The 15,358-nt window shown below is 40.4% G+C and carries 17 protein-coding genes; all 17 read left to right on the forward strand.

What is annotated here, in order from left to right:
* The 17 genes from SULBA_RS00740 to nuoK all read left to right on the forward strand — a co-directional run bounded on the left by SULBA_RS00740 (position 1) and on the right by nuoK (position 15,358).
* The gene (locus tag SULBA_RS00740; protein WP_014768363.1) at positions 1-372 is read left to right on the forward strand and encodes a Fur family transcriptional regulator; all 372 of its coding nucleotides are present in this window, start codon (positions 1-3) and stop codon (positions 370-372) included.
* Positions 369-854, forward strand: coding sequence for a hypothetical protein (locus SULBA_RS00745; RefSeq protein ID WP_014768364.1), 486 nt, complete (start codon positions 369-371; stop codon positions 852-854). Before SULBA_RS00740 ends, SULBA_RS00745 begins: the two co-directional genes overlap by 4 nt.
* Before the next feature lie 12 nt (positions 855-866).
* Positions 867-1,709, forward strand: coding sequence for a deoxyribonuclease IV (gene nfo / locus SULBA_RS00750; RefSeq protein ID WP_014768365.1), 843 nt, complete (start codon positions 867-869; stop codon positions 1,707-1,709).
* Between the two features lie 17 nt (positions 1,710-1,726).
* The gene (locus SULBA_RS00755) at positions 1,727-2,926 is read left to right on the forward strand and encodes an OmpP1/FadL family transporter (RefSeq protein ID WP_014768366.1); all 1,200 of its coding nucleotides are present in this window, start codon (positions 1,727-1,729) and stop codon (positions 2,924-2,926) included.
* A gap of 2 nt (positions 2,927-2,928) precedes the next feature.
* A complete protein-coding gene (locus SULBA_RS00760; protein WP_014768367.1) occupies positions 2,929-4,488 on the forward strand; it encodes a fatty acid--CoA ligase in 1,560 nt (519 codons plus the stop codon).
* Between the two features lie 100 nt (positions 4,489-4,588).
* On the forward strand, positions 4,589-6,322 hold the full coding sequence (locus SULBA_RS00765) for an AAA family ATPase (RefSeq protein WP_014768368.1): 1,734 nt from the start codon (positions 4,589-4,591) through the stop codon (positions 6,320-6,322).
* Between the two features lie 83 nt (positions 6,323-6,405).
* Positions 6,406-6,804 (forward strand): NAD(P)H-quinone oxidoreductase subunit 3, encoded by a 399-nt coding sequence (locus SULBA_RS00770; protein ID WP_014768369.1) that lies wholly within the window; start codon positions 6,406-6,408, stop codon positions 6,802-6,804.
* Positions 6,786-7,295: a NuoB/complex I 20 kDa subunit family protein gene (locus SULBA_RS00775; protein WP_012855943.1), complete on the forward strand. Its 510-nt coding sequence runs from the start codon at positions 6,786-6,788 to the stop codon at positions 7,293-7,295. Before SULBA_RS00770 ends, SULBA_RS00775 begins: the two co-directional genes overlap by 19 nt.
* Positions 7,292-8,092, forward strand: a complete 801-nt coding sequence (locus SULBA_RS00780) for an NADH-quinone oxidoreductase subunit C (protein ID WP_014768370.1) — start codon at positions 7,292-7,294, stop codon at positions 8,090-8,092. Before SULBA_RS00775 ends, SULBA_RS00780 begins: the two co-directional genes overlap by 4 nt.
* Positions 8,093-8,094: 2 nt before the next feature.
* Complete coding sequence (nuoD, locus tag SULBA_RS00785; RefSeq protein ID WP_014768371.1) at positions 8,095-9,321, forward strand: NADH dehydrogenase (quinone) subunit D; 1,227 nt, start codon at positions 8,095-8,097, stop codon at positions 9,319-9,321.
* A gap of 9 nt (positions 9,322-9,330) precedes the next feature.
* Complete coding sequence (locus tag SULBA_RS00790) at positions 9,331-9,570, forward strand: NADH-ubiquinone oxidoreductase subunit E family protein (RefSeq protein WP_014768372.1); 240 nt, start codon at positions 9,331-9,333, stop codon at positions 9,568-9,570.
* Entirely contained in the window at positions 9,570-10,403 is an 834-nt protein-coding gene (locus SULBA_RS00795) for a hypothetical protein (protein WP_014768373.1), read from the forward strand. The genes SULBA_RS00790 and SULBA_RS00795 overlap by 1 nt, the downstream gene beginning before the upstream one ends.
* Positions 10,404-10,410: 7 nt before the next feature.
* Positions 10,411-12,888, forward strand: coding sequence for an NADH-quinone oxidoreductase subunit G (locus tag SULBA_RS00800; protein ID WP_014768374.1), 2,478 nt, complete (start codon positions 10,411-10,413; stop codon positions 12,886-12,888).
* Entirely contained in the window at positions 12,881-13,873 is a 993-nt protein-coding gene (nuoH, locus tag SULBA_RS00805; protein WP_014768375.1) for an NADH-quinone oxidoreductase subunit NuoH, read from the forward strand. Before SULBA_RS00800 ends, nuoH begins: the two co-directional genes overlap by 8 nt.
* A 9-nt stretch (positions 13,874-13,882) precedes the next feature.
* Complete coding sequence (gene nuoI, locus SULBA_RS00810) at positions 13,883-14,497, forward strand: NADH-quinone oxidoreductase subunit NuoI (protein WP_014768376.1); 615 nt, start codon at positions 13,883-13,885, stop codon at positions 14,495-14,497.
* A gap of 7 nt (positions 14,498-14,504) precedes the next feature.
* Positions 14,505-15,059, forward strand: coding sequence for an NADH-quinone oxidoreductase subunit J (locus SULBA_RS00815; protein ID WP_014768377.1), 555 nt, complete (start codon positions 14,505-14,507; stop codon positions 15,057-15,059).
* A complete protein-coding gene (gene nuoK, locus SULBA_RS00820) occupies positions 15,056-15,358 on the forward strand; it encodes an NADH-quinone oxidoreductase subunit NuoK (RefSeq protein WP_014768378.1) in 303 nt (100 codons plus the stop codon). The genes SULBA_RS00815 and nuoK overlap by 4 nt, the downstream gene beginning before the upstream one ends.

Consider the following 15,358-nt stretch of genomic DNA (forward strand, 5'->3'; position numbering starts at 1 on the left):
ATGATGGAAGAAATAAAAACCCTTTTTGAAAAACATGGTATTAAGTTTACCACAGCACGTGCTTCAATTTTTGAGGTACTTACAGCGGCACATCATCCAATGAGTTATGAGCAAATAAAAGAAAAAATGGATGTATGTATGGATAAAGCCACGTTTTACCGCAATATTGCCATGTTTGAGGAAGCAGGGATGGTGCATAAGTTTGAAAGCGATGATAGAAAATGGTATTTTGAACTCTCCAGAAACACACACGCACATTTTATTTGTGAACATTGCCATAAGATTCAGTGTATGGAGGTGGATTTAGGTAAGGTTGAGGGTGAGGTAAAAAGTATTGTTTTAAAAGGCATATGCAAAGGGTGTCAATCATGAAATGGTTTTTACATGTAAGCCTTAGCATACTTCTTTTTTGGCTCAGTGGCTGTGCTCTGAAAAAAGAGATCACCCAATCCAACGCCTATATTATCACGATTAAAAATAAGCAAATTGCTTTGTCTGATACAGGTTTTATTAACCATGGAAACAACTACGATAGTGTACAAATTTTCTCAGCAGGAAATATTTTATTTCATTTAGAAATTATGGGAAATTACATTTGCATGGAGGGAAAATGTTTAGAGCGTTTAGCCTTTAACAAGCGTTTTTTTGAAACAGAACACTATGCAGAATTGATGCAAGATATTATGGCTCAAAAGCCAATTTATGATGGTCAATTTTTACGTTCAACCTCGCAAGGTTTTGAGCAAGAACTTCTGCTTGATAGCAGTCACATTATATATAAAGTTGAAAACAAAACACTCAGTTTTAGAGATACGAAAAATAACATTCTTATTCGAATAAAACCACTCCCCTAAAAGGAATACACAATGAAATATGTTGGCGCACATGTAAGTGCCAGTGGAGGGGTTTTTAATGCCCCCATGAATGCAGCAAAAATTGGAGCAAAAGCCTTTGCTCTTTTTACGAAAAATCAGCGTCAGTGGGAGGGAAAATCTCTCTCAAAAGAAGATATTGACCGCTTTAAGGCGGAATTAGAGAAAGCAGAGATTTTACCCAAACATGTTTTGCCTCACGATAGTTATCTCATTAATTTAGGGCATCCTGAAGTAGAAGCACGTGAAAAATCTTTGAATGCTTTTTTAGATGAGGTGAAACGCTGTGAGGCGTTAGGGCTTGATAAGCTCAATTTTCATCCAGGAAGTCACCTAAAGCACATCAGCGAAGAAGCCTGTTTGGAACTGATTAGCGCTTCGATGAATGAGGTGTTACGAAAAAGTGAAGGTGTGTGTTTGGTGGTTGAGAATACTGCAGGACAAGGAAGCAATTTAGGTTACAAAATGGAACACCTTGCCTATTTGATGGAAAATGCTATTGATAAGGAACGTGTGGGGGTTTGCATTGACACGTGCCACCTTTTTACCTCAGGATATGACATTCGAACCCCAGAAACCTATGAGCAAACGATGAACAAATTTGGTACAATCGTGGGCTTTAAATATCTTAAAGGAATGCACCTAAACGATTCAAAGCCAGATTTGGCTTCCCGTGTGGACAGACACGACTCTTTAGGGAAGGGCAAGTTAGGTCTTGAGCCATTTTCGTTTATTATGAACGATACACGTATGGATGATATTCCCTTGATACTTGAAACAATAGATGAGTCTTTATGGGCTGAAGAGATTAAACTTCTTTATAGCCTCATTCACTAAATTTTGAAGGAACATGTATGAAACAAACCGTAAAGGTCGCTACGTTACTAAGTCTGAGCGCAGCCACACTTTTAGCTTCAGGGTATAGAATTCCTGAGCAATCTTTAAATTCTGTCGCCCTTAGTGCGGCATACGTCGCCAGTGCCAATGGTGCGGATGCGAGTTATTACAACCCTGCCAATATGGCATTTATGGCTGAGGGTGGGTATATTGAAACCTCTTTAACCTATATTAATCTACCCAAAGTAGATTACACCGATAGCGGGAATAGTGCACAAAATGGTGATTCCAAAGAGGAAAACTTTTTACTTCCTAATTTACACTATGTCTCACCCATGGTGGGCAATTGGCGTTATGGACTTTCCATTGTAGCACCCGCTGGGCTTTCAAAGCGTTGGGATGAGAGCTATCAGATGCGAAGTTCTGAGGAGTTTACCCTAAAAGTCATTGAGATTAATCCAACAGCAAGTTACAAAGTCAATGACCAGTTAGCCTTAGGTTTTGGTTTACGAGGAGTGTATACAACGGGTGTGATTAAGTACCAACGTGCTGGAGTTTATACAAATGATATGGAAGCAGATTCCATTGATTTTGGTTATAACCTAGCCCTTAGTTACAAACCTATTGAAGATTTAACCTTGTCTGCGACGTATCGCTCGAAAGTTAATCTGACCGTGGATGGCGATGCAACAACAACATGGCTTGGTGCTCCTTCTAGTGGGGATGTTAAAACAAAGATTCCTTTGCCTGCCTCTTTAGCCTTAGCAGCAGCATATACAATGGATAAAACAACCCTTGAATTTGTGTTTGAGCGTACCTATTGGTCAAGCTATAAAGAGTTAGATTTTGACTTTGAAAATCCAACAGCAGAACAAAATTTAGGGGGCTCAAGGGCTAAAAACTGGAAAGATGTCAATGCCTATCGCATCGGCTTAAGTCACCAATACAGCGATGCACTCAAACTCATGGCAGGTTTTGCAATTGATAAAACGCCTGTTCCAACCAGTACGCTAGGGTTTGAACTTCCAGATTCAGATGCAAAACTCTACTCAGTAGGATTTGAGTATAAAGTTTCTCAAAGTTTAAAAGTGGGCTTAGCGTATTTGTATGATGAAAAAGAGAAGAGAAGTACAACTACCAATTTAGCAGGAGTGAATGGCAAATTTACGGACTCTGCTGCGCATCTGGTTACAGCATCCCTCAAGTATAAGTTTTAATCATGCTGCATTATCCCTATCAAAATTTTTATGAGGTGATGTGTGCGAATGCCAAGAATGCACCTCGTAAAACCGCCCTGTTTATGGATGATAGAAAACTAAGTTACGCTAAACTCAAAGAGGCGATTGATGCGTTTGCGCACTTTTTAAAGCAGAGCAATATTCAAAAAGGCGATAAAGTCGCCATGATTGTGGGCAACTGTGAAGCGTTTGTGGTGGCTCTTTTTGCCATTACAAAAGTGGGTGCAGTGGCAGTTCCTCTTAACACTTTTTTAAAACAAGAAGAGTTTGAGTATATTTTAAACGATTGTGATGCAAAAATGCTTTTAAGCTCTTATGCCTTTGAAAAAGAGACAAAAGCGTTGAGAGAGAGTACGAAGATTGAACGTATTATTTGGGTGGAAGCACCTTTGGAAGAAAACGAGGGAAATTTTGAGAGGATTTTAGCCACAACGCTTATGGATAAAGAAGCCTGTACAGCAAAACTCGATGATACTGCCTGTATTGTTTATACTTCTGGTACAACAGGTAAACCAAAGGGTGCGATGCTAAGTTACCGCAATCTCTTCTCAAATGCCATTGGGGGTGCGGACTCTTTTCAGGTTACATGTAAAGATAGATTTATTGTTTTTTTACCGATGTTTCATAGCTTTACACTCTCCATTATGGTGCTTTTACCAATGTTTACCTGTTCAAGCGTTGTCATTGTGCGCTCTGTTTTTCCGTTTGCTAATGTTCTTAAACAAACTCTCCTCAAACAGGTAACGATTTTTTTAGGGGTTCCTACACTTTACAATGCCCTTTTAAAAGCAAAAATTCCGTGGTATTTTATGTGGTTTAATAAGGTACGACTTTTTATTTCAGGAAGTGCACCACTGAGTGAACAAGCGCTGAATGATTTTAGTGCCAAATTTAAAAAAGCTAAATTGCTAGAGGGGTATGGATTAAGTGAATGTTCTCCTGCGGTTTGTGTCAATCGTTTGCATCATCAAAAACCACTCTCGGTTGGACTGCCTCTTCCTGGCTATGAGATTAAGATAGTGGATGAAGAGCGCATGGAAGTTGCCACAGGTGAGGTAGGTGAAATTATGGTGAAGGGCGATTGTGTGATGCAAGGCTATCTGAATCATCCTGATGCTACCGATGAAACGATTAGTAATGGTTGGTTACTCACAGGTGATTTGGGTAAAAAAGATCATGAAGGGTTTTTGTATATTGTGGATCGTAAAAAAGATTTGATTATCTCTAAAGGCATTAATATTTACCCTAGAGAAATTGAAGAGGTCATTTATAAATACGAAGGTGTGGATGCTGTAGCAGTGATTGGACTTAAAGATGAACAGACGAAAGATGAGGAAGTCTTAGCTTTTATTCAGCCTAAAGAAGATGCAAAACTCAGGGAAATGGAACTTCGCGCCTATTTGAAACATCATTTAGCAAATTTCAAATTACCCAAACATATCTATTTTGTCGAGGAACTTCCTAAAAATGCGACAGGTAAAGTATTAAAGCGTGTTTTAAAAGAGAATATACAAGCAGATGGGCTTTTACGTAAAAAATAGAGATTAACTTTATAACCAAAGGGTTATTTTATTATCATCTTGTCATCATATAAGCCCAAAAGTATATGCGAAGATAATTTTTGGATTAAAAGGGTAAGTATTGAAGTATTTGGTAGATTTTTTAGAATGCAAGGATGTTCAAAAATGTCACATTTATGGGCAACTGAAATGTTCCCTTGAAGAAGCAAAATTATTACAAATTATGACCAAAGAGTACGTGCAAGGCTCAGTGGATTTAGATGTTTCAGAGATACTCATTAAACTTTTTGGCAACAAAAATTATGCGCATTTACACCAACTTGTTCTTGTTAAAGAGTTGATTGAACAAGGATGGATTGTTCAAAACAGTTTTTTAAATTCACGTATTATAGATGTATCGCATTTGGAACTTTTAAACAGCAGTGTCACACTCAGTTCTGCTTTTTTAAAACTTCTTGAAGAGGGAACACTCGAAGTAGTGTTACCCGATGTGACACCTTATGCAGATCATTTAGAGTATCTTAAAGATCAATTCTTTCGTATTGAGCTCTATCAAAAATTAAGTCAAACCAAACACAATGCAACAGAGAACTCACCTAGTTTAGGACGTATTAAAAATAAACTTGAACTTTTAGAGAGTCGTATTAGTGAGCGTATTAAAGTCACACAAAATGAAATTGTCGTGGAGAGTATTTTTAAAGAAAATGAACTGAGTCCCAAAGAACAGCTTATTTTTCTAGCACTTCTTAAAGAGGAGTATGCAGGTGAATTTGAGAGTCTACGTGATATGAACACCCTCATTAATTTGATTAGTATTGATGATTATGAGAAAATTAAAAACCGTTCTTTACTTGAAGAGGGCTCAAAACTCATTGAAAATCTCATTATTGATTACGATGAGATGCTGAGCACCTTTGGAGGTGTGACACGTAGTTTTTTCATTGCTGAAGAGATTTTACAAAAAATTATGCATCCCAATAAAGAGAAGAAAAATAAAAAAATAAAACTTGACATGCTCATTGGCGAGCAAGAGCTTTTCGAATTGATTGACCCTAAAACAACCCTAGAAGATGTTATTTTGCACCCTAAAACCAAAGAAGTGCTCGATAATCTACTCAAACAGATTGATAAAAATGTGGTGAAATTACTCAGAGAATGGGGCATTAAAGAAAGACGTAGCGGCATCGATGCGAAGATTATTCTCTATGGACCTCCAGGTACTGGTAAAACCATGACGGCTCTTTCTTTAGCCAAGTCGATGAAAAAACGAGTCCTTAGTTTTGACTGCTCGAAAATTCTCTCCAAATACGTTGGGGAAAGTGAAAAAAATGTTCGCAATATTTTTGACACGTATAAAGAACTATGCAAAAAGACCAAAAGCGAACCTCTTTTATTGCTCAATGAAGCCGATCAGTTCTTAAGCGCACGTTCAACCGAGAGTGGAGCAAGTGCGGATAAAATGCACAATCAAATGCAGAATATCTTTTTAGAGCAGATTGAGCGTTTTGATGGACTACTTATTGCAACCACAAACCTTTTAGAGACGATTGACCCTGCCTTTTCCAGACGTTTTGATTATAAGATTGCCTTTGAAAAGCCTGATTTTAATCAGCGAATCGAATTATGGAAAAAACTTTTACCCGAAAATGCACGCTATGAACCCTCTTTAGATATTGAAAAATTGGCTTTTTATCCTTTAACAGGAGGTCAGATTAAGGTGGTACTTAAAAATACCGCTTTGAAAGTTGCTACTAAAGAAGAGCCACTTTTTACGTTTGAAGATTTTAAACTCTCTATTGATCGTGAGACAAAAGGAGCTTTTGGCGATGCCAAATCAGTAGGTTTTATGAAATAAAGGCACACAAGCCTTTTTGAATACTTTTACATGTAAAGAGTATTCAGATGGATTTGTTGTAAAAAAAATAAAGGATTTTCCGCATGACACCTTTGTCGCACATGGATTTTGCCCATCCTTATTTTGGAGCGTTTTTTCTCCTTATCTTTGGGGCAGTGGTCTTTTATGGGATTACTATTTTAGCTCGTACTGTAAGCCGCAAAATGGCACGTTTGGATACGGAGAAGCTTAAACTCACCATTTACGAGTGTGGACCAGAAGTGACCAAACAGCCCAATAAAATTTCCGCACACTTCTATTTGTTTGCGGTATTATTTATTTTGTTTGATGTGGAGATTATTTTTATGTTTCCATGGGCAGTAAATTTTAGGGTACTTGGAATGTTTGGGTTTATTGAAATGATTTTGTTTGTTCTTATTTTAAGTATAGGATTTGCCTACGCATGGAGAAAAGGAGCGCTTGAATGGCACAGCATAAGATAAATTACCTCCAAGAAGCAGGGCTTCCTGTTGCTTTGACCACCGTTGATAAGTTGGTACAATGGGGACGTAGTAACTCCCTTTGGCCTCTCACGTATGGGCTTGCCTGTTGTGCAATTGAGATGATGGCAACGGGTGCGAGCCGTTATGACTTTGACCGTTTTGGAACGATTTTTAGAGCCAGCCCTAGGCAGGCCGATGTGATTGTCATTGCAGGAACGCTGACCAAGAAACATGCCCCCTTTATGCGCCGTTTGTACGACCAGATGCCTGATCCAAAATGGGTGATTAGCATGGGCAGTTGTGCCAATACAGGTGGCATGTTTAATACCTACGCTACTGTTCAAGGGGCGGATAGAATTGTGCCTGTGGATATTTATCTTCCAGGGTGTGCCCCTCGTCCTGAAACCCTTCAGTATGCGCTTATGCTACTTCAAAAGAAAATTAGAACCGAGAAAGCCTCTCGTAAACTTGCGCCTAAAAGGTTGGTATGATGAGAGTTTACAGCGATAAAAAAAACGTACAAAAAAAATCCTACTACAACGACCGCTATTTTGTAGCACCTGAAATTCCTAAAGAAGACATTGAGAGTGATGCTGTTTTTGCCAAAGATGTGAAAGATTTGGAGACTTCCTTTTTTATTAAAGAAGCGTACATTCAACGAGGTCAGCTTGTCATTTATATCAGCGCAAAAGATAATGTCAAAGTCTTAGAATTTTTAAGGGATAAACTTTCCTACAATTTCTTAAGTGAACACAGTGCCATTGATTGGTTAGCCAAAAGCGGTGAATTTGAAATTTTTTACCAACTGCTCTCGACTTCAAAGCGTAAACGTGTGCGTGTGAAATGTTTTATTCAAGAGAAAGAGACACTTAAAAGTGTGAGTAGCATTTATAAAAGTGCCAATTGGGCGGAACGTGAAATGTACGATATGTTTGGTGTGATTATTAGCGGACATCCGTATATGAAGCGACTCTTGATGCCTGATGATTGGTATGACCATCCGCTTCGCAAAACCTATCCTTTACAGGGTGATGAAGTGGCGCAGTGGTATGAGATTGATAAAATTTTTGGCAAAGAGTACCGTGAAATTATTGGACCTGAAGAGCGAGACAGTGCACGCATTGATGTGGATGACACCTATCGTTTTGCGCATATTCACCATGAAGTGCCTTTTGGTGCCAAACCAAGCCAAGAAAAAACACAAACCGATTATCAAGAAGAGGGTGGGGTGTTTATTGTGAAAAAACTGAAAAAAGAAGATGCGAAAATCGTGAAAGAGAGACCCTAATCATGCAAAAAGTGAATCGCCTAAAACCTTTTTTTGAGAACATCGCTTTTGAGCGTGAAGATAACCATATGATTGTCAACTTTGGACCGCAACACCCAAGCTCCCACGGGCAGTTACGCCTTATTTTGGAGCTTGATGGTGAAAAGGTGAGCAAAGCCACGCCTGATATTGGCTATTTGCATCGTGGTATGGAAAAGATGGCTGAAAATATGATTTACAATGAGTTTTTGCCGACCACCGATAGGATGGATTATATTGCGGCGAGTTCCAACAACTACGGATTTGCCTTAGCGGTTGAGAAGCTCATAGGACTGGAAGTGCCTAGACGGGCAAAAGTGATTCGTATGCTTTTACTGGAGCTTAACCGCATTACTTCGCACCTTTTTTGGTTAGCCACCCATGCCTTAGACGTAGGGGCTATGACCATCTTTTTGTACACGTTTCGAGAAAGAGAGTATGCGCTGGATTTGATTGAGGATTATTGTGGGGCAAGACTGACACACTCTTCGGTTCGTATTGGGGGCGTGCCTTTGGACTTACCCAAAGGATGGCTTGAAAGTCTCAACCGCTACATTAACTGCTTACCGTATGATATTGCCGATTATGAAGCGCTTTTGGATGAGAACCGTATTTGGAAAATGCGTTTGGAAGGGGTGGGTGTGGTTACACCTGAGCAAGCGCAAAGTTGGGGCTGTTCAGGACCGATGCTAAGAGGCAGTGGCATTGCATGGGATATTCGTAAAGAAGAGCCGTATGAACTCTACGATGAGGTGGAGTTTGATGTGCCTGTGAGTACCACGTGTGATAGTTATGGACGCTATAAATTGCATATGGAAGAGATGAAACAGAGCATTCGCATTTTAAAACAACTCATTCCAATGTACGAGGGAACAGCACCTGAGATTATGGCACATGCGCCTTCGTATATTAGCGCACCTAAAGAGCAGATTATGACGCAAAATTATGCCTTGATGCAGCATTTTGTTTTAGTGACACAAGGAATGCGCCCACCTGTGGGTGAAGTTTATGTGGCAACGGAGTCGCCTAAAGGTGAGTTAGGCTTTTACATTAACTCTCAGGGTGATCCTTATCCGTACCGTTTGAAACTGAGAACCCCTAGCTTTTTTCACACAGCGTTTTTACAAGAGTTGTTGGTAGGTGAGTATTTGGCGGACGTGGTGGCGATTATTGGAAATGCAAACATCGTCTTTGGCGAAATTGACAGATAAGGAGAGGGCATGCAACGCTATGATTTACGTCATTTAGGGGATGATTTTTACGGACGTATGCTTGAGATTATTGATGAGAGCGCTTTGGGTGAGGTTTCTATTTTTATGTTTGAAATAGGCGATTTTTCCCCTGTTCAAAAAAGTGCTGATGTGATCAAAGAAGCAGGTTGGACGCTGATGAACTCTCTCAAGTTTAACGAAACCGATTGGACGATTGTGGTCAAAAAAGTAAAAAGTGAAGTAGCCTAATGGAAAAGAAGCAATTTATACACGCCTTAAATCAAACCAGCAAAGAGACATTTGCCTTTACATGTAACGATTTTGATGTGATTGTTTGCATAGGAACATTTCCCTCACGTCATGATAAAGCACTTTTGGAGTGTTTGAGCACGAGTGATGCAGCGGTGGTTTATTTATTTAGTATGGAAGATAAGGCATTGGTTGAAAAAGCGACGTTTTTTAGCCGTTATGAGGTAGGTTCCGAAGAGGGTGTTTTGGCACTTTTAGCGAAAAGTTTTCTTTTACATGTAAAGATTCCTGCTGCGTTAGAAGCCTATTTTGAGGCCCTTGATGAGGGATATTTGAGTGCTGAAAGTAACGTCGGTGAAGAGGAAATTGAAGAGATTGATGCATTGTACCAAGGTGCCTCTAGGGTACTTTTGGTTTTAGGTGACGATGTCATGCGCCATGCAAGATCTTCAAATATTGCGCATCTTGCAGGGCTTATAGCTACTTATGGCAAAGCTAAATTGTATGTAGTCGGGGCACAACCTGAAGACATTGTTCTTGTAGAGGATAAAGGTGCTTTAGAAGAGATAGCAGATATTAAAAGTTTTGATGGGGTTGTGGTGTATGAATGCCCACTGAACGATGAAAATGAAGAAGCGTGGCTTATTGGTTCAACACAATTTCAAATGGCTGCTAAAGTGAAAGAAGATGAAAACATTCGTATTCTCTTTAATGAAGAGGCACATTCTCGTACCTTTGTACATGATGAGCGTCTAAAAGGTGTGATTGCTTTAATGCCCTGTGCAAAAGCCAATGGGGAGTATCCCTACCGTGTTGTCAAAATAGTGAAGTGAGGCTGTCATGAACGATATTACGATAACGATTGATGGAAAAGCGTGTGGTGCCAAAGAGGGCGAATACGTTTTAAGCGTTGCACGCAGAAATAATATTTTTATCCCTGCACTGTGTTATGTGACCAATTGTTCACCTACTTTAGCGTGTCGTTTGTGTTTGGTGGATATTGATGGTAAGCGGGCGTACAGCTGTAATGCTAGAGCCAAAGAGGGGATGAATGTCATCACCAAAAGCGAAGAGATTGAAAAAGAGCGCCGTGCCATTATGGAAATTTACGATGTGAACCATCCTTTGGAGTGTGGCGTGTGCGACCAAAGTGGCGAGTGTGAGCTTCAAAATTACACCTTGCACATGGGAGTGGATTCTCAACACCACTGCATCGCAGACACACACCGTCCGACCAAACAGTGGGGGCGTATTCATTACGATGCCTCTTTGTGTATTGTCTGTGAGCGCTGTGTGACGGTCTGTAAAGATATGATTGGCGAGTCTGCGCTTAAAACCGTACCTCGTGGTGGGGCAGAGTTGGATAAAACGTGGAAAGATAAGACCGAAAAAGATGCCTACGCCATGTGGAATAAACTTCAAAAGTCCATTATTGGCATTGCCAGTGGGGCGGAGAGTTTGGATTGTACGCAGTGTGGGGAGTGTACGGCGGTCTGTCCTGTGGGTGCGCTGGTGGGGAGTGATTTTCAGTACAGCTCCAATGCGTGGGAACTTAAAAAAATTCCCGCTTCCAATCCTCACAGCAGTGACTGTTCTCTTATTTTTTACGATGTTAAACAGACCAGCATCAGCAATCCAGAGCCAAAAATTTACCGTGTGAGCAGTGAGCACAACTACGCACCGCTTCATGCAGCGGCACGCTATGGATTTGACTTCCAAAATGAGGTTACATGTAAAGATGAAAAAGCCTTTGAAAGGGTGGTGGAGAGCTTAAAAACCAAGGTGGATACCCTTGCGTTTGAGAGTTACATTACCAACGAAGAAGCGCTTATTTTACAAAAGCTTAAAGAAAAATATGGCTATAAACTCATTAATCCTGAGGCAAAACGATACCAAACATTTCTCAAACATTATGCCAGCACCTCAGGTAAAAGCCTTTACAGTGGTGATTTAGAGAGTATTCGCTCCAGCAATTTTGTGGTGAGTTTTGGAGGTGCCATAAAAACGGATAGTCCCAATGCAGGCTACGCCATGAACAATGCCTTAGGCATGAACAAAGGAGCAGGGCTTTACTTTCATCCTATTGCAGACCCTGTGGTTTCAGCGTATTCGAAAAATCTTCTTTCCATTACACATAAAGTGGGGGCAGAAGAAGCCATTGCTTACTTTCTTTTAGACCTTTTTGGTGACAAAGAGGCAATGCCAAAAGCACTGATAGATTACTTAGCCACGTTTCATACGATTGAGAAAAAAACCATCGAAGAGAGCATTAAAGAAGATGTGAAAGAGATGGTGAAAGATGAAGAGAGCGGTGAAGAAAAAGAGGTCACTAAAAGTGTCACCAAAGTGGTCGAGAAAGAGATAGAAATTGATACCAATGCTTTGGTTTCCCTCATGGGTGCTGAAGCGGATGTAGTAGAGAAAATTACGAAACTGCTTGATAAAAAAGATAGCTTTAGCCTTATCGTGGGCGAAGATGTTTATGCCCATCCAAGAGCGCAAAACATTGCTCAACTTTTAGGATTGATTGAGCGTTTTACGCCCTTTAACCTAGTCATGATTCCTTCACGCACCAACACCTTAGGCGTTGCGCTCATTTGTGATTTGGATGAAGAAAAAGGTAACTACGTCCTAGGCTATAACACTAAAGGCGATGTAACTTTGAGTGCTTTGGGCAAAGGGGATTTGGCGATGCCTGCTTTAAATCAGCAAGAGGGCACCTTTACCTCCATGAATAAACGAGTCGTTCCGACCAACGCCGCCCTTCCTTTTAAAGGCTATTGTCTCAATGACATTGCCAATGCAGTGGGCTTAGAAGCGGAGTGGACGATTGATTATACGCCTGCTTTACCCACTGAAAAAGGGTTTAAAGCTCAAAAATTTGATGATCTGCCTAACCAATACGAAAACGATGGCAGGGAAAATCGAGGCTATCTTTTAGAGGAGCAAAGCCTTACATGTAACGATGAGGTTGAGCCTTTGGCAAGCTTTACATGTAAAGAGACAGATATGGTCTATCTTGCCAATCCTGTGCATCAGTTTAGCCCTTTTACCAACAAAGCCCATCAGCTTAATGAAGCGGGTGCTTTGTATGTCTCCAAAGATTTCTTAGAGGCTAAAAATCTTAAAAGTGGTGATATGGTTACCCTTGAAAATGAAGCGGGAGCGAAGTTGGTTATTGCACTTAAAGAAGAGCCAATGATAGGGGGCATAATTCCTTATTTGCCTGATTTTGATACCAAAATCGATGTCACACCGTTTTTTAAAGAGGGGTATCGCTTTGCGAGTGTAACGATTAAAGGAGTTGCGCATGTTTGAAACAGCAGTGATTGTTGAAACCGTGGTTAAAGCGGTGATTGTTGTCGCTGTGGTTGCAGCGATGGCGGGTTTTGCAACCTTTATTGAGCGTAAGGTTTTGGCGTTTATGCAACGACGTCTAGGACCGATGCACGTGGGACCTTATGGTTTATTACAACTCGCAGCCGATGGAATTAAACTTTTTACCAAAGAAGATATTATTCCTCAAAATGCCATTAAACCTATTTTTATGATAGCCCCTGTTATCGCGGCAACCAGTGCCTTTGTAGCAATGGCAGCCGTGCCCTATTTTCCTGAGTTTACCCTTTTTGGCTACACCATTCATCCTATTATCTCCGACATCAACGTAGCACTTCTTTACGTGATGGGTGTTGCATCGGTCGGGATTTATGGACCGTTGTTAGCAGGTATGAGCAGTGCCAATAAATGGTCACTTTTAGGAGCGGCTCGTGCGGTGGTACAGATGCTCTCCTTTGAAGTGGTTACAGGGCTTTCGGTTCTAGCCCCCATTATGGTGATAGGTTCTCTCTCTTTAATTGATATTAACGATTATCAAACAGGGGGAATTGGTAGTTGGTTGATTTGGCAACAACCTTTAGCGTTTGTCTTATTTGCTATTGCAGGTTTTATGGAGACCAATCGTGCGCCTTTTGATACGGTTGAGTTTGAAGCCGAAGTGGTTGCTGGGTATGCGACGGAGTATTCAGGCATGCGTTGGGGACTCTTTTTTATTGGTGAGTATGCCAATATGATTACGATTGCAGTGCTTGTAAGCCTCATTTTTATGGGCGGATATAATCCTTTATGGTTTATCCCAGGTGCTGTGATGATGCTTTTAAAAGTCTCTTTTTGGATATTTTTATTTTTATGGGTGAGGGCTGCATGGCCACATGTAAGACCTGACCAACTGATGTGGGTCTGTTGGAAAGTCATGATGCCACTCTCTGTGGTCAATATTTTGATCACGGGCTTTGTGCTGATTTAGGAGGCTTTGATGACACTCAATGATTTTAAAAAACGCGATTGTAGCGGGGATTATATCTTTTTTGACGGTGAGGAAAAGGCTGAAAATGGTTGGGAAGCCTTTCAAAGAGTGGTAAAGAGAACCCTAAAAGGGGAACTTTTTGTAGGGCTATGGGTCGTACTTCGTGAGATGATTCGTTTTGATATTCACACCCTCAAATACCCCAGTGAAAAAATGCAAATGGGTCCACGGTATCGTGCGATTCATAAATTGCTTCGTTTATTTGAAAGTGGGAATGAGCGTTGTATTGGGTGTGGGTTGTGTGAGAAGATTTGTATTGCTCAGTGTATTCGTATGGAGACACGCATTGATGAAAAGAGTCGCAAAGAGGTGAGCGAGTATAGTATCAACTTTGGACGTTGTATCTTTTGTGGCTATTGTGCGGAAGTGTGCCCAGAACTTGCTATTGTGCATGGGATTGAGTATGAAAATGCCAGTGAACAGCGTGCTCATTTTGGACTAAAAGAGGATATGTTAACGCCTCTTGATACCTTTAGAGCCAAAGAGCAAAAAGAGTTTTCAGGGTTTGGAGCATTAAGTGATAATGCCGATGAAAACGTTAAACAAACACCATTAGCGTATTGAGGTTGCCATGTATGAAACAGTAGCATTTTATATTTTTTCTGTCTTAACCCTAAGCATGTTTAGCATTGTCGTGATGAGCAAAAACGCTTTGTATGCGATGAGTGCTCTCGCTGGAGGTATGATTTTTATATCGGGGTTCTTTTTTATTTTAGACGCAGAGTTTTTAGGGGTGGTGCAGATTGTGGTCTATTCGGGGGCAATTATGGCACTGTACGCTTTTGGTATGATGTTTTTCGATACCACGCGTGATGTGAGTGAGAAGATGCGCTCCAAAAAAATTGCGTATACGCTTTCTATACTCAGTGCCATTTTAGTTGTCACTATTTTGTGTATGCCTTTGGTGTCAGAGAGTATTGAAGCTGCTTACCCTGCTATCGAAAATGTAGGCAATGTCCAAATGATAGGTCGTGTTTTGTTTACAAAATATTTAGTTCCTTTTGAATTGGCTGCTATTATGCTTTTAGTTGCCATGATTTCAGGTATTGTCTTAGCGAGTAAACGAATGGATGAGCATTTAGCGATTGAAGAAGATGACCTTGAAGATGCAAAGGAGGGCAGATGATTACCTTAACCCATTACCTTGTTTTAACAGCGCTTTTATTTGCAATTGGGCTTGTAGGCGTCATGCGTCGAACAAACCTTTTAATGCTTTTTTTCTCCACAGAAATTTTGCTTAATGCCGTTAATATTGGCTTTGTTGCGGTTTCTCATTATTATGGAGATTTTACGGGGCAGCTGTTTGCTTTTTTTATTATTGCCGTAGCCGCCAGTGAAGTTGCTGTGGGTTTAGGACTGCTTATTTTATGGTACAAACGCAATGGCTCTGTTGATTTAAATAGCCTACAAATGATGAAGGGATAA

Origin of the sequence: Sulfurospirillum barnesii SES-3, assembly GCF_000265295.1 — a bacterium.
GTDB lineage: Bacteria > Campylobacterota > Campylobacteria > Campylobacterales > Sulfurospirillaceae > Sulfurospirillum > Sulfurospirillum barnesii.